The following is a 14,503-nucleotide window of genomic DNA, read 5'->3' on the forward strand; positions in this document are numbered from 1 at the left end:
ATCAATATGTTACCACTTGCAGACAAAACGGTATTCATTCCGCAGCGTACTGCCGTATTTAGCGCAGACGATACCCGTTTTTAACGCCAGTGATTATTTTTCGTCAGGGCACTCGACAACGTGATTTTTTTCAGGTTATTTTCTAAACGAGCCGCAACAGCGGCAGCGTCGCTCGGACGGTCCGGGCGCTAACGTTAATCAGAGGAACCTATGGCTGAATCCAGTCCTGAACGCCGTTTTACGCGTATCGATCGTCTCCCCCCGTATGTTTTTAATATTACTGCCGAACTGAAAATGGCTGCGCGCCGGCGCGGCGAAGATATTATCGATTTCAGTATGGGCAATCCCGATGGCGCGACGCCGCCGCATATCGTGGAAAAACTCTGCACCGTCGCCCAGCGGCCTGACACCCATGGTTACTCTACCTCGCGGGGGATCCCACGCCTGCGTCGCGCTATTTCGCGCTGGTATGAAGAACGCTATAACGTCGATATCGATCCGGAATCGGAAGCGATCGTCACCATTGGTTCGAAAGAGGGGCTGGCGCACCTGATGCTGGCGACGCTGGATCATGGCGACACCGTGCTGGTGCCGAACCCCAGCTACCCGATCCATATCTACGGCGCGGTGATTGCCGGGGCGCAGGTGCGCTCGGTGCCGCTGGTGGAAGGGGTGGATTTCTTTAACGAACTGGAACGCGCCATCCGCGAGAGCTATCCGAAGCCGAAGATGATGATCCTTGGCTTTCCCTCGAATCCGACCGCGCAGTGCGTCGAGCTGGATTTCTTTGAAAAGGTTGTCGCCCTGGCGAAGCAGTATGACATCCTGGTCGTCCACGATCTGGCCTATGCCGATATCGTGTATGACGGCTGGAAAGCGCCCTCCATCATGCAGGTGCCCGGCGCACGCGATGTCGCCGTCGAGTTCTTTACCCTGTCGAAAAGCTATAACATGGCCGGCTGGCGCATTGGCTTTATGGTCGGTAATAAGACCCTGGTGAACGCCCTTGCCCGCATCAAAAGCTACCATGACTACGGCACGTTTACGCCGCTGCAGGTGGCGGCGATCGCTGCCCTGGAGGGCGATCAGCAATGCGTGCGGGATATCGCTGAACAGTATAAGCGCCGCCGCGATGTGCTGGTGAAAGGGCTCCATGAGGCCGGCTGGATGGTGGAGTGTCCGAAAGCGTCCATGTACGTCTGGGCGAAAATTCCGGAACCTTATGCCGACATGGGCTCGCTGGAGTTCGCGAAAAAGCTGCTTAACGAAGCGAAGGTTTGCGTTTCTCCGGGGATTGGCTTTGGCGATTATGGCGATACCCATGTCCGCTTCGCGCTGATCGAGAACCGGGACCGGACGCGTCAGGCGATCCGCGGCATTAAGGCGATGTTCCGCGCGGATGGCTTGCTGCCCGCCGCGAGCTAGCGCTTCGGCGAATACGCTATAACAAAAACGGGAGCCTCTGGGCTCCCGTTTTTTTTGACACCGCTGCAGTCTAGATCATCAGGGCAAAAGTACCGGCCCAAACGATGACCATAAAAGAGAGGCCCATAAAGAAGTATTTCACGACTCATCACTCCACGCGCTTATGCGACGTTCAAATGAATTAATTGTTCTGTTTTTCAAGGGCTGTCGCTGGTGAAATCTCACCCTGCGGCAGCTCGCAATTCTGTGCGTTAAGTGCTCCAGATGGCGCTAATGTACGCCTAAAAAATCAGGGAAACAAGAGGCATTTTTTTATTAATTTTTAGTTACTTACGAGTGTCGTGATTCGGCGACACATTAATTTCGCCCGGTAATAAATTTAGCGCCAGCGACGCTGCGAAAACGGGTTTCTCATCAGGGCGATTAGCGAGGCTAGTCAGGCTTGGCGCGCGGCATTCACGTTGCCACGCGCCACCGGTTTAATGCAGATCAGAGGCGCGCTGTCGCCACTCGGCAGGGTAGTGTGCCGGGATAAAGCGCAGCGTGATCGCCATGAGTAACAGGACACAGAGCGCATGCCAGGACCAGTCAAGGGTGTAGTTCCCGCTCAGGCTACGCAGCAGGCCGGAAAGCCAGGGCGACAGGCCGGCGATAATAAATCCGATACCCTGCATAAAGGCTACCAGCCGGCCGGCCACCGTCGGTTGTCCGGCATGATCGAGGGCCAGCACCAGGCACAGGGGAAACGCGCCGCCCAGACCGACGCCGCAGGCGAGAGCCCAGAGCGCGGAGAAGTGCTGCGGCAGCCAGATGAAGCCGCAGAAGCCAATCAGCTGGAGCGCCAGAGCACACAGCAGAAGCTGGCGCCGGTCATCCTGGCGAGCCAGCGCCGGCAGCAGCAGCGCGCCCGCGGTTTGCCCAACTGTCAGCAACGCCAGCAGCGAGCCGCTGTACTGGGCGCTGTCGCCAAGCTGCATATAATAGGGCGGCAGCCAGGCGATCAGACTGGCGTAGCCGGCATTGATCAGTCCGAAATAGAGCCCCAGCGTCCAGGCGCGGCGCTGGCCAATAATCGCTACCCGGGGGGCGGCGCTGGTCTGATGCGGAGCACGGGGCAGGTGCCGGCAAATCGCCAGCCAGCTGAGCAGGGCGAGGAGGGCGGGGAGCGCCCACCAGGCCAGCGCATCCCGCCAGGCTGTGCTGTGCGACGCCAGCCACGGCGTTAACGCGGCGCCTAACCCGCCACCGCCCATTAGCGCGGCTGACCATAGCCCCATTACCAGCGGCGTCCGTCGGGCGAATAAGCGCTTAATCACCGCCGGGATGGCAGCCTGGATGATGCCGATGCCAACGCCTCCGGCCAGGGCGCTGGTGAGCAGTAGGCCGCTATTCGGGGCGATTTCCCGCAACAGGGCGCCCGCCGCGATAATCAGCAGGCTTAGCGCAATGCTACGGTTTTGACCGACATGACGATCGACCCAGCCGCCGGCCAGCGCCAGCACGCCCATCGCTACCACCGGCAGGGCGGTCAGTAGCGCGGCCAGGGTATAGCTCATCCCGCTGGCAGCGCGGATCTCCGGAAGCAAAGGGCCGATGGAGGTGAGCAGCGGCCGCATATTTATGCCGATCAGCACCAGGATCCCCAGCGTCAGATTCTGTCGCAACACGGCTTTCATGGCTGCTGTTCCGCCCACCGCTGATAAACGGCCAGACCCTCCGGCTGCGGGCGATGATGGATCGGCAACGTCTGCTGCGCCAGCGGCTGCTGCAACTGCTGATAAATCGCGGCGGTAGATAGCTGAAAAGGCTCTCCGTCCTGATTGCTGTTGGCGAAAAATACTTCCCGCACGCCGGTTAAATAGAGTGCGCTAAGACACATCGGACAAGGCTGTCCGCTGGCGTAAATAACGCATTCGCGCAGAACTTCGCTTCCCAGCCTGGCGGCAATATCGCGAACGGCATTCAGTTCGGCATGCGCCGTTGGGTCGCCGCTCAGATGAAAGGTGTTGACGGCTTCGGCGACAACCTCGTTATGGCGCACCATCACGGCGCCAAAGGGGCGACCACCGTGGGTTGTGTTGTGTTTTGCCAGCGCTAAGGCGCGCTGGAGATAGCGATCGTGAGCGGACATAGTCACTCCTGCATAAGATGATGTTCAAGGTAAAAGAGGCAACGGGTCGTGCGTAGAGGGTACGTAACTTGTTTCATAAGTTAAAAGACTTATTTATGATGAACCCTAGTTGAATTACTTATAGGTAAGCGGATGCTCCTGCGCCATCTTTCCTACTTTATCGCTGTGGCAGAACACCGTGGCTTTACCCGCGCCGCCGCGGCGCTGCACGTCTCCCAGCCGGCGCTGTCACAGCAGATCCGCCAGCTGGAAGCCATGCTGGAGGTTCAGCTTTTCGACCGCTCTGGCCGTTATATCCGGTTAACCGATGCCGGAGAGATCTGGCTGGAGTATGCCCGCCGGGCGTTACGCGATCTTGAGGAGGGGCGGCGCGCTCTGCATGACGCTGAGGATCTGCAGCGCGGCAAACTCCGCATTGCCATGACGCCGACCTTCACCACCTATATGCTGGGACCGCTGGTGGAAAACTACTATCGACGCTACCCCGGCGTGAAATTGCTGATCCAGGAGATGAACCAGGAGCGCATGGAAATGATGTTGCTGCAGGATGAACTGGATGTCGGCATCGCCTTTGACGACAGTCGTTCCCCGGATATTGTCGTTCAGCCGCTGCTGACGGAAACCCTCGCGCTGGTGGTGAGCCGCACGCATCCTCTGGCCAGAGAGAACGCGCTCAGGCTGCAGGCGCTCGACGCGCAGCCGCTGATTTTACTGAGCAGCGAGTTTGCCACCCGGGAGCAGATCGATCGTTATTGTCGTCGTCATCGGCTCGAACCTGACGTGCAGATGGAGGCCAACTCTATCGGCGCCGTTCTGTCGGTCATTCGGCGAACCCCCCTTGCGACACTGCTGCCGGCGGCGATCGCCGGGCAGTATGATGATGTGGTGGCGATTGAGCTGGAACCCGCGCTGCTGCAGCGAACGGCCTGTTTGCTCCAGCGCAGGGATGCGTGGCAGAGCGCCGCGGCACGCGAATTTATCGCCCTGGCGCGGGAGATTGCGCTAACGCTTGAGCAGGAAAACCGCCTGCCTCCTGCCTGAAGGCGTGCGTCGCTCGGCGGCGAGCCAGGATTAACGATGGGCTGCGTTGCTGGTGTCGGCCTCGTCGGGCAGGGCATTCTCTCTAAGCATGACTTCCTCCTTAAGCCTTTCCAGCACGTGATGAAAGAGCTGGGTCTTGTCTGGCTCAGCCATGGTCTGCAATTTCACATTAAATAAAGTATGGGACAGAATAAGATCGTGGATAAATTCCAGCAGTACCTCACTTTGCGGAAGTGAGGTTAATTCCTGATGGATATAACCGGTTTGTTGCCGTAGCGGATTTTTTGTGACATCCATCGGTCGGGCGCTAATGCTATGGGCAAATATTTTCTCAATTGCCTGACTGGTAATATAGAGCCGATTCAATGACAGGATGGGGTTTTCGGCTTCCTGCGGAATGAAGTGACAATAAACAAACGGTTTCTCAGGCAGCATCATGCTGAACCTGTTTTCACGATGAATATCGTTAGGCGCCTCCAGCAACGCCATTAAATTCCGGCCGTGCGGATGCCAGAGTCCTGAAGCTGTGACCTTGACGTTGAACTGCGTGACGGTATTCCCGCTCTGGGTTTCCATGACGGGAATATCGTCATCAATCCGCAAAATGCTATGGATATGGGAGTGTGGCGACCAGTAGGTTTCCACCGTCTCTGATGAATTGAGTGGATTAAATGTGTTGGTTACCTCTTTTTCCTGATGAGAAAGGACGGCGAGTTTTAGTGTTCCCCGCGTCGGGTTAAGCTTCAGGCATAGATTGATCGCACCGATATCATGCCAGTGAAGAATGTCTTCAATTTCGCAGTTTAATAGTTTTTGCGCCCGGGGAAGGGAACAATACTCCATTGGCGGTAAATTATTTAATTTCCAGATATTCCGTTCTGTTATATTCATAAGGATTGTTTATTGCAGAAAAATAGCGGTCAGTATTAGCAATGAAAATCTGATGGTCATGTGCTTTTTTTTGTTAACGTCGCTGGTCTGATTGATGAAATTCATTCATGTTGAGAATATTATATCAATAAGATGATTATTCTTATTGTTACGTCAGCCATTCACTTGATTGTGTAATCCTATCATTTATTTCGCTCGAGAAAAATAGTTTGCTTAGCGCCTGAATACAACACTTTTTTGTTTTTTTATTAACGACCTCGACGAGAGGGAACGCATCATGAAGAGAATGTGGATCTTGAGATCAATGCCTGGACGACAGGGATAACGCAAACGGATACTCGCGGCATCCGTTTGCGGCGGCCAAGCTTACCGGGTTACAGAGGGATAGCGATCTCCTGGCTGCGCGATGGCATACCAGGCCATCATCTCCGCGGTACCCGGCTGACCTTCTGCTGGCGCCCAGTCCATAGTGTCGATTTCAGCAAGCGGTTGATAAGCGCCTTGTTTAACTTCAAATACCATCCCACCAGCGTCGAGTGAGAGCACCGTATGCCAGGTGCCAGGCTCCATTTCCAGCGCCGTGCAGGTTTCACCCAGCACCACCCGGTTAGTGATCGCGCCATGATCATCAAAATTTAGCACCACAAAGCGACCTTTCAGCGGCAGCAAAAGTTCAAAGGTATGTCGGTGCCGGTGCAGGCGGATATAGGTGCCGGGTTCCATAGCGATAGCCAGACGCTGCACCGGGTCGCTCAGCTCAGGGTGAAAATTGCGATGGGCACGTAAGCGCGGGGAACTGGCTGCCGCTTCGCTCTGCTGCTGCATATCGCTAAGGGTGATCTGTTTCATATCAACGCCTGGCTCCTTTGTTGTCCAGAGAGTGTTGCATCGGGATAGCGGCTTGTGACCGAGTCACCCAAAAGGCATTGTACGAATAAATGCGAGTCATGTAACTTAATCATCTGTAACAGATAATATTGTCACATCGCCACTGTATGTAGGTGGCCGTAGAAATGTAAAAGCAAGATGTTTTGTGCTGAGTATCAGGTCAAACATGTGCAGTATCTTTTGCTATAACTATTCATGCTGCAATATCAATAAAGTTATTAATATTGATGCTTGTAATATGGCAATATTGACTTAAAGCAAATTTATGCAATTTATTAAAATGGGTCATGTGATGTTTTGATAACGTGTAGTTTTTAATACTTTATGAATTTTCGTTTTTTTATATTTGACGCGTTAATCATTCATTGTTGATATGAATTATTGCTGTATTTGTTCTGTAGTTTTACTCATTGCAGGCGGCTTGCTGTTTTGTTGAGCGCTGTTTTATTATTACACTTAATTAAGTGTCAAGCGAAGATGTGTATGATAATTAACTAAGGGAAGAGACAGAAGTGACTGATACGTTCCAGAATGAAGTGCCTAAGGCTCGCATTAATCTTAAATTATCTCTCCACACCGGCGGCGTGCAAAAAAAGGTTGAGCTGCCATTAAAGCTACTTACCATTGGTGATTTTAGTCACGGTAAAGAAAACCGGCCATTATCGGAAAGAGAGAAAATTAACGTCAATAAAAATAACTTTAACAGCGTACTTTCGGAATTTAGCCCGGAGGTGAATCTCTCGGTGCCGAATACGCTGGCTGGCAATGGCGAAGAGGAGAACGTCAGGCTGCGTTTTACCGATATCAACGATTTTGAACCGGAGCAGATTGCCCGGCAAATTCCACAACTCCGCGCCATGCTGGCGATGCGTAATTTATTACGCGATCTCAAATCCAATCTGCTTGATAACGCCACTTTCAGAAAAGAGCTCGAGGCAATTCTGAAAGATCCGGCGCTGTCACAGGAATTACGCGACGAAATGAGTGCGCTTGCTCCGAAATAATGGCGGGGCAAGTCTGTTAATGGAATAACCGGGAAAATGCTAATGTCTGTTACCACAGAAAACAGCCCTGTTCAGGGGCAAACCGCGCTGCAGGAAAACACGGCGAGCGAGGGCGTTTACGCGTCGCTGTTTGAAAAAATCAATCTCGCCCCGGCCGCTCGCCTCGGGGACATCAACGACTTTCTGGACGATGCCGCGCTCTCCGAGGCGCCGGCGGCGGAGCGTCTGACCGCGGCGATGCAGGTGTTTATGGAGCGCATCCGCCAGTCCGGCCAGCGGGTGGAAAAGCTCGATAAAACGCTGATTGACCACCATATCGCTGAACTGGATTTCCAGATAAGCCGCCAGCTGGACGCAGTGATGCACCATCCGGAGTTTCAGCAGGTCGAATCCCTGTGGCGCGGCCTCAAACAGCTGGTGGACAACACCGACTACCGCCAGAACGTGAAAACGGAGATCCTCGACGTCTCAAAGGACGATCTGCGTCAGGACTTTGAGGATGCGCCGGAGCTGATTCAGAGCGGCCTTTACTGGCACACCTACACTGCGGAGTACGACACCCCCGGCGGCGAGCCGATCGGCTCGCTGATCTCGGCCTATGAGTTCGACGCCAGCGCGCAGGATGTGGCGCTGCTGCGCAATATCTCCCGGGTTTCCGCTGCCGCCCACATGCCGTTTATCGGCGCCGTCGGCCCGGCTTTCTTCCTGAAAGAGACCATGGAAGAGGTCGCCGCCATCAAAGATATCGGTAACTACTTCGAACGTGCGGAATATATTCGCTGGAAAGCGTTTCGTGAAACCGACGACGCCCGCTACATCGGCCTGGTGATGCCGCGCGTGCTGGGTCGTCTGCCGTATGGTCCGGACACCGTGCCGGTGCGCAGCTTCAACTATGTTGAGCAGGTGAAGGGGCCGGACCACGAAAAGTATCTCTGGACCAGCGCGGCGTTCTCTTTCGCCTCCAATATGGTGAAGAGCTTTGTCAATAACGGCTGGTGCGTGCAGATCCGCGGCCCGCAGGCCGGCGGCGCGGTGAAAGATCTGCCCATCCATCTGTACGATCTGGGCACCGGCAATCAGGTGAAGATCCCTTCCGAGGTGATGATCCCGGAAACGCGGGAGTTTGAGTTCGCCAGCCTGGGCTTCATTCCACTGTCGTACTACAAAAATCGCGATTACGCCTGCTTCTTCTCGGCCAACTCCGCGCAAAAACCGGCGCTGTACGATACCGCCGACGCTACCGCCAACAGCCGCATCAATGCGCGTCTGCCTTATATCTTCCTGCTGTCGCGCATTGCGCACTACCTGAAGATGATCCAGCGCGAAAATATCGGCACCACCAAGGACCGGCGCCTGCTGGAGCTGGAGCTGAACACCTGGGTGCGGAGCCTGGTCACCGAAATGACCGATCCGGGCGACGAGCTGCAGGCCTCCCATCCGCTGCGCGATGCCAGCGTGGTGGTGGAAGATATCGAGGACAACCCGGGCTTCTTCCGCGTGAAGCTGTACGCCGTGCCGCACTTCCAGGTCGAGGGGCTGGACGTCAATCTGTCGCTGGTATCTCAGATGCCCAAAGCAAAAGCATAAGGCAGGACGGGATGAAAATTTATCGTCCACTGTGGAACGAGGGGGCTTTACTATCCCCTCAACAGTTCCAGCAACAGGCTGAATGGGAGTCTTTTCGCAGCGCCGGTGCATCAGCGCTGGCGTCCCCATTCCCCTGGGGCGTGGAAATGATTGAGTTTAATGACAGTCTTCTTTCGTCCGGTCTGATTCAGATTACGCAGTTACGTCTCTGGCTGGAAGATGGTTCATTAATTGATGCGCAAAGCAGCGATCTGCCTCCAGCGCCGCGTGAGTTAGATGCCAGCCAGCTGGCAGGTCGTGATGCGGTAACTGTCCTCATTGCATTGCCGCACATGCAGCCAGGTATGAGCAACGTTGAACAGGAGGGCGTCAGTTCAGAACGGCCGCTTCGCTATCGTGAAGAGTGGGTAACATTGCAGGATGCTTTTGGCTCTGAAGAAGAATCTATAGCAGTTGCCCGGTTTAATTTCATCATCCGGTTTGCCCATGAAAGCAATGATTCCTGGAAAGTGTGTCCGGTCGCAAGACTGATTCGGGATGGACATAATGCGTGGCGACAGGATCCATCTTTTATTCCTCCAGTGGCGTCATTTGGAGCAAGCCCGGTCCTTCACGAACGTCTGGTGCTGCTTAATCGCCAGTTACGCTCCCGACGCCAGCGTCTGATGACGATGCGCCGAGAAAGCAACGAAAGGCTCGCCGATTTTGCCGTCGCCGATGTTTCCCTTTTCTGGTTGCTGAATGCACTGAATACTCACGCCACAGTGCTGACAGAATACGAACGTTTTCCTTCCCGTCCGCCTGAACAGGTGTGGGCTGAGCTCGCTCGTCTGGCAGGTAGCATGCTGACCTTTTCCCTGGACCATGATCTGGACGCCATACCGGGTTATGACCACGAGGAGCCAGCTAAGGCGTTTCCTCCGCTGTTTGACCTGATAACGGGTTTGCTGGAGGCAAGTCTGCCATCCCGGGTCATTGCTCTGGAAATGACCCGCCCGGACGGACAGACCTGGAAGGCCAACCTCCACGATATCCGACTGCGTGAAGAGGCCGATCTCTATCTCTCTGTACGCTCGGATATCCCGGCCTGGCAGGTTGCCGAGAAATTTCCGGCACTCTGTCAGGCAGGTTCACCTGATGATGTCCGCGAGATCTATGGTGCTGCGCTCAAGGGGATCCCGTTGATACCGGTGAGCAGGGTACCGGCAGCGTTGCCTGTACGCATGGAAAACCAGTACTTCGCACTTGATATAGAAAGCCCCGCTGCGCATGAAATGCTGGAACAGGGGGTGTGTATGTTCTATGTGCCTGAGTTACTTGGCGATTTGGAACTTGAACTGTTTGCGGTATTGCGCTCATGAGACAGGATATCGATATCGACCAGCTAATGACTGAGACCTGGCTCACCGTCACCATGCTTAAGAAAGGCGCCATCACGCTTAATGGCTCTGCGCTTTACAACAGATGCGTTAAACAGGTTGAAAGTGTGCGGGAAGCGCTGGAGCGTGCCGGTTATGACGACGCCAGTGTGGATCATATTTCCTACGCACAATGCGCCCTGCTGGACGAAACGGTGATGAGCCGTAAGCCCGGAGAAAACGAAGGAGGAGAGGAGCCGAAAGTAGACGAAGGCCAGATGGTCTGGCGTAAAGCGCCACTTCAGGCCCGTTTTTTTGGCTCGCTTCGGGCTGGTGAAGCACTATGGGATCGCATTGCAGAGGTTCTGCGTCAGCCCTCACCGAACCCGGCCGTTTTAACCTGCTATCACCGGGTGATAGCGCTGGGCTTTCAGGGGTTATACAGCCTGAAGACTGTCAGCCAGTCACAGCGGGATGAGGTAGTGAAAGCCCTTTCTGAACGGGTTTCTCCGCCTGATGCAGGCCTGTCTCTGGTTGTTCACCGGAGGGGGACACATCGCTGGAGTCTGATGCGCTCAGTCTGGTTCTGGATAGTGCTGGCCGTCATTCTTACCGGCGTTATCTGGTGGGGGGGGCACCTCTGGCTCCAGTCTCTTTTGTCAGCACAAATACCGGAGCTGCATGGCTAATGCGTAGAACAGTCATCATTTCGGTAGCCCTACACACCTTAGCAGCCGTAGCCGCGCTACTGTGGTTGCTGTGGTATTTCATTCCGACAGGCAACGTTTTCAACGGTCTGTCCACTCTGCTGATCCTCGTTCTGGCAGGCTGGTATGTGTTTAAAAACTGTTGGAGCGAAGTGCCCACATTCGACGTTACCCTCCCGGCCGCTGAACTGCCTTTAACCGACGCCCAGGGCCCCGTTGTACTGGTGTGTGGTGACATGCTGGAAGCGTTATTTCAGGGCGGTCCTCTGCGTAAAACAGCCCAGGGATGGTGGCTGCGGGCCGGTGACGTCAACCGGTTAACTGACGTTGTCCGCAGTATCCAGACGCAGTTCCCGCGCCAGGTTGGTCAGCTCTCGGTGATGTACCGCTGTCTGCCAGATCATCATCAGGATGAAGCCGTTCTTCGTTCCACACTGAAAACGCTCCGCCAGCAGTGTAAGCAGATTAAATCCCTGACGGGTTTCACTCTGCCTGTTGTGTTGAGTGCAGAATTTTCCGGGCCTGAAACGCCGTGGATAATCGTTCGGGGTGATAAACCGATTGTCTGTCCGGTTAATGATTCGCCGCAGGATCTCATCGACTGGCAGCAGGCGGAAGACAATCTCCTGGCGCTGCCAGCCGTCAGTGAGGCATTTTCCTTTATCCGTAATACGCTGGCTGATGAGCTGGAAAAGCCTGATCGGTTAACGCCTCCTGAACGAGCATTCTCCGTGGCAATGCGCCTCGGTACCGTCCTTCCCGGGACAGAGTCAGTCTGGGCCGACTGGCTATATACCCGCACCTGTTTACATTTTTTCGGAAAAACAGGGCAGACAGCACCGGCAAGTTTGTTTCCGGATGCGGTTCTGCCGCTGCTGGCACCTTTTGCTTCAACGGTGCAGGGGGGCCAGCGTACCCGTCGCCTGATCCTGCTGATGTGGCTGTGTGCCCTGACCGCATTGGGTATGTCTGCGCTCAATAATCGTGACCTCATCCGTCAGGTGAGTACCGATTTACAGCGCTGGAATGCAATCCCGATGAACCACTATCGCCCTAAGGCAGAGTCACTGGCCGCCCTGAAGCAGGATGCGCTCCTGCTTGAACGCTGGCAGCGCCAGGGTGAGCCTTTGTGTTACAGCCTGGGCTATTACCCGGGCCAACGTCTGTGGCTGGCCTTGCAGCAGGCTATCGATACCTGGACGCCGCCACCCGCCCCTGAACCGAAACCGGTACCGAAAATTGTACGACTTGACAGCATGTCACTGTTTGACTCCGGCAAATCGGTACTCAAAGACGGCTCAACCAAAATACTCGTCAACGCACTGGTAGGGATTAAAGCCAGACCGGGCTGGCTGATCGTGGTCAGCGGTCATACAGACAATACCGGCAGCGTTCAGCTAAATCAGACCCTGTCTTTGCAAAGAGCTGAGGCCGTCCGTAACTGGATGCGTGATACCGGGGACGTACCGGAAAGTTGCTTTGCCGTGCAGGGTTACGGCGACAGTCGACCAATTGCATCAAACGACACGCCTGATGGCCGTTCGCATAACCGGCGTGTCGAGATCAGTCTGGTACCGCAGGCTGACGCCTGTCGTCTGCCTGGCGCAAAACACGCGTCACAGGATGTACGTGACGTTTCTACTCGAGAAATGGAGAAGTAAACATGGCAATCCCGGTTTATCTGTGGCTGAAAGACGACGGTGGCGCGGACATTAAAGGTTCCGTGGACGTGAAGGACCGTGAGGGCAGCATTGAGGTGGTGGCGCAGGAGCATAACCTGTACATCCCGACCGATAATAACACCGGCAAGCTGACCGGAACCCGTATCCACACGCCGTTCCTGTTCACCAAAGAAATCGACGCTTCCAGCCCGTACCTGTACAAGGCGGTGACCACCGGCCAGACCCTGAAATCTGCTGAATTCAAGTGGTACAAAATCAACGACGCGGGTCAGGAAGTAGAGTACTTCAACACGAAGCTGGAAAACGTCAAACTAGTGAAAGTTGCACCGAAAATGCACGACATCAAGGATCCTTCTTTCGAGAAACATAACCACCTTGAGCAGATCGAACTGCGCTACGAAAAAATCACCTGGACCTACAAAGACGGCAACATCATTCATTCCGATTCCTGGAACGAACGCACCACAGCATAAGATTCTGGCGGGCAGATCCCTTCTGTCCGCCTTTTTGTTTTGCTCCGCACAGCGCCTGCCAGACAGACGCTTTGCAGAGCAGGCTCACAATTTATCGGCATGAACCTTATGGGCATCGGTTGACGGCCAGGGGCGGTAGCGTGCCTGAACAAGAGGGAACGACATGGAACATCATTCAGCAGTCCTGCTACGACGACTTAACCCTTATTGCGCCAGAGCACAGGAGGGGGCGGCTTCTTTATGTCAGACCCGTGCGCATGCAGAAATCACGCCTGAGCACTGGCTGCTGAAACTGCTGGAGCAGGGGGAAGGTGACCTGACCGTTCTTACCCGGCGCTATACGGAATTACTGAGTCTTGAGCACAACCTGTCAAAACGCGTTGTTGGTCAGCACGCTGCGCTGAGCGCCATTGCCCAGCGCCTGAGGGCGTCAAAAACCGGCCTGACGCCGGAAAACGGACCGCAGGGGGTTTTTTTACTGGTGGGTCCAGGCGGAGTGAGCAAAACAGAAACGGCGCTGGCACTTGCTGACGTTATGTATGGTGGTGAGAAATCGCTCATTACCATCAACCTGTCTGAATACCAGGAGCCGCATACGGTCTCGCAGTTGAAAGGCTTCCCTCCCGGGTATGTCGGATATGGTCAGGGCGGCATTCTCACCGAGGCAGTCCGTAAGCGTCCGTATAGCGTGGTGCTGCTCGATGAAGTGGAGAAGGCCCATCGGGATGTGATGAACCTGTTTTATCAGGTCTTTGACCGGGGCTTTATGCGGGACGGGGAAGGACGTGAAATTGATTTTCGCAATACCGTGATCCTGATGACGTCCAACCCGGGCAGTGACCCGCTGATGCAGTTACTGGAAGAGCAACCAGAAGCTACTGAGAGCGATCTTCATGAGTTGTTACGCCCGATCCTGCGCGATCATTTCCATCCAGCGCTGCTGGCCCGCTTCCAGACGGTGATATACCGCCCGTTGGCAATGGATGCCATGCGAACCATCGTCGGCATGAAGCTGGCGCAGGTGAGTACGCGGCTGCAACGCCACTATGGCATTTCCACTCACACTGGTGAAAGCCTCATCGACACCCTGACGACAGCCTGTCTGTTGCCGGATACCGGTGCCCGTAACGTCGACAGCCTGCTTAACCAGCAGATCCTGCCGGTTCTGAGTCAGCAGTTATTGAGCCCTATGGCGGCAAAACAAAAGCCGTCCTCGCTACAGCTGACCTGGGATCATGAACAGGGCATTGTGCTGGAATTTGATGAACAGGCAGAAGGAGAGGCGTCATGAGCGGAACACTTATCAGGAAGGCCAC

Annotated in this window: 13 protein-coding genes and 1 pseudogene; 9 read left to right on the forward strand and 5 right to left on the reverse strand. The window is 55.0% G+C overall.

The features are described from left to right. Nucleotides 1-210 precede the first annotated feature (210 nt). Entirely contained in the window at nt 211-1,425 is a 1,215-nt protein-coding gene (gene alaC, locus ABLV52_RS01730; RefSeq protein WP_004202031.1) for an alanine transaminase, read from the forward strand. Nucleotides 1,426-1,495: 70 nt separating this feature from the next. Here the strand turns inward: alaC and ypdK are convergent, their stop codons facing one another. The 3 genes from ypdK to ABLV52_RS01745 form a co-directional block, all read right to left on the reverse strand. After that, on the reverse strand, nt 1,496-1,567 hold the full coding sequence (gene ypdK / locus ABLV52_RS01735; RefSeq protein ID WP_099119320.1) for a membrane protein YpdK: 72 nt from the start codon (nt 1,565-1,567) through the stop codon (nt 1,496-1,498). Nucleotides 1,568-1,904: 337 nt separating this feature from the next. Beyond that, nucleotides 1,905-3,101, reverse strand: coding sequence for a CynX/NimT family MFS transporter (locus ABLV52_RS01740; protein ID WP_023290578.1), 1,197 nt, complete (start codon nt 3,099-3,101; stop codon nt 1,905-1,907). Beyond that, nucleotides 3,098-3,556 (reverse strand): nucleoside deaminase, encoded by a 459-nt coding sequence (locus ABLV52_RS01745; protein WP_023290577.1) that lies wholly within the window; start codon nt 3,554-3,556, stop codon nt 3,098-3,100. The genes ABLV52_RS01740 and ABLV52_RS01745 overlap by 4 nt, the downstream gene beginning before the upstream one ends. Before the next feature lie 132 nt (nt 3,557-3,688). Here ABLV52_RS01745 and cynR point away from each other — a divergent pair, with 132 nt between their 5' ends. Then, nucleotides 3,689-4,597: a transcriptional regulator CynR gene (gene cynR, locus ABLV52_RS01750; protein WP_048297979.1), complete on the forward strand. Its 909-nt coding sequence runs from the start codon at nt 3,689-3,691 to the stop codon at nt 4,595-4,597. A 30-nt stretch (nt 4,598-4,627) separates the two neighbouring features. Here cynR and ABLV52_RS01755 read toward each other — a convergent pair whose 3' ends face one another. Further along, complete coding sequence (locus ABLV52_RS01755; protein ID WP_348889932.1) at nt 4,628-5,488, reverse strand: hypothetical protein; 861 nt, start codon at nt 5,486-5,488, stop codon at nt 4,628-4,630. A gap of 366 nt (nt 5,489-5,854) precedes the next feature. Then, nucleotides 5,855-6,337: a WbuC family cupin fold metalloprotein gene (locus ABLV52_RS01760; protein ID WP_348889933.1), complete on the reverse strand. Its 483-nt coding sequence runs from the start codon at nt 6,335-6,337 to the stop codon at nt 5,855-5,857. Nucleotides 6,338-6,888: 551 nt separating this feature from the next. Here ABLV52_RS01760 and tssB point away from each other — a divergent pair. From tssB to ABLV52_RS01795, 7 genes and pseudogenes are all read left to right on the forward strand, one after another. Beyond that, entirely contained in the window at nt 6,889-7,380 is a 492-nt protein-coding gene (tssB, locus tag ABLV52_RS01765; protein ID WP_023290573.1) for a type VI secretion system contractile sheath small subunit, read from the forward strand. A gap of 42 nt (nt 7,381-7,422) precedes the next feature. Next, a complete protein-coding gene (gene tssC, locus ABLV52_RS01770; protein WP_044522514.1) occupies nt 7,423-8,967 on the forward strand; it encodes a type VI secretion system contractile sheath large subunit in 1,545 nt (514 codons plus the stop codon). An 11-nt stretch (nt 8,968-8,978) separates the two neighbouring features. Continuing rightward, nucleotides 8,979-10,328, forward strand: a complete 1,350-nt coding sequence (tssK, locus tag ABLV52_RS01775; RefSeq protein WP_348889934.1) for a type VI secretion system baseplate subunit TssK — start codon at nt 8,979-8,981, stop codon at nt 10,326-10,328. Beyond that, nucleotides 10,325-11,014, forward strand: coding sequence for a type VI secretion system protein TssL, short form (gene tssL, locus ABLV52_RS01780; RefSeq protein ID WP_023290570.1), 690 nt, complete (start codon nt 10,325-10,327; stop codon nt 11,012-11,014). Before tssK ends, tssL begins: the two co-directional genes overlap by 4 nt. Beyond that, nucleotides 11,014-12,693, forward strand: a complete 1,680-nt coding sequence (locus tag ABLV52_RS01785) for an OmpA family protein (RefSeq protein WP_348889935.1) — start codon at nt 11,014-11,016, stop codon at nt 12,691-12,693. The genes tssL and ABLV52_RS01785 overlap by 1 nt, the downstream gene beginning before the upstream one ends. A gap of 2 nt (nt 12,694-12,695) precedes the next feature. Next, nucleotides 12,696-13,187, forward strand: coding sequence for an Hcp family type VI secretion system effector (locus ABLV52_RS01790; protein ID WP_023290568.1), 492 nt, complete (start codon nt 12,696-12,698; stop codon nt 13,185-13,187). A gap of 340 nt (nt 13,188-13,527) precedes the next feature. Continuing rightward, nucleotides 13,528-14,478 (forward strand): annotated as a pseudogene (locus ABLV52_RS01795) (AAA family ATPase); the annotation flags it as partial. Nucleotides 14,479-14,503: the final 25 nt, after the last annotated feature.

This window comes from Klebsiella sp. GB_Kp056 (genome assembly GCF_040064755.1).
In the GTDB taxonomy this organism is placed as follows: domain Bacteria; phylum Pseudomonadota; class Gammaproteobacteria; order Enterobacterales; family Enterobacteriaceae; genus Klebsiella; species Klebsiella quasipneumoniae.

Excerpts from the sequence above, each read along its gene's own strand:
- alaC (WP_004202031.1), top strand. The coding sequence starts at position 211 with ATGGCTGAATCCAGTCCTGAACGCCGTTTTACGCGTATCGATCGTCTC.
- ABLV52_RS01740 (WP_023290578.1), bottom strand. The coding sequence starts at position 3,101 with ATGAAAGCCGTGTTGCGACAGAATCTGACGCTGGGGATCCTGGTGCTG.
- ABLV52_RS01745 (WP_023290577.1), bottom strand. The coding sequence starts at position 3,556 with ATGTCCGCTCACGATCGCTATCTCCAGCGCGCCTTAGCGCTGGCAAAA.
- cynR (WP_048297979.1), top strand. The coding sequence starts at position 3,689 with ATGCTCCTGCGCCATCTTTCCTACTTTATCGCTGTGGCAGAACACCGT.
- ABLV52_RS01755 (WP_348889932.1), bottom strand. The coding sequence starts at position 5,488 with ATGAATATAACAGAACGGAATATCTGGAAATTAAATAATTTACCGCCA.
- ABLV52_RS01760 (WP_348889933.1), bottom strand. The coding sequence starts at position 6,337 with ATGAAACAGATCACCCTTAGCGATATGCAGCAGCAGAGCGAAGCGGCA.
- tssC (WP_044522514.1), top strand. The coding sequence starts at position 7,423 with ATGTCTGTTACCACAGAAAACAGCCCTGTTCAGGGGCAAACCGCGCTG.
- tssK (WP_348889934.1), top strand. The coding sequence starts at position 8,979 with ATGAAAATTTATCGTCCACTGTGGAACGAGGGGGCTTTACTATCCCCT.
- tssL (WP_023290570.1), top strand. The coding sequence starts at position 10,325 with ATGAGACAGGATATCGATATCGACCAGCTAATGACTGAGACCTGGCTC.
- ABLV52_RS01785 (WP_348889935.1), top strand. The coding sequence starts at position 11,014 with ATGCGTAGAACAGTCATCATTTCGGTAGCCCTACACACCTTAGCAGCC.
- ABLV52_RS01790 (WP_023290568.1), top strand. The coding sequence starts at position 12,696 with ATGGCAATCCCGGTTTATCTGTGGCTGAAAGACGACGGTGGCGCGGAC.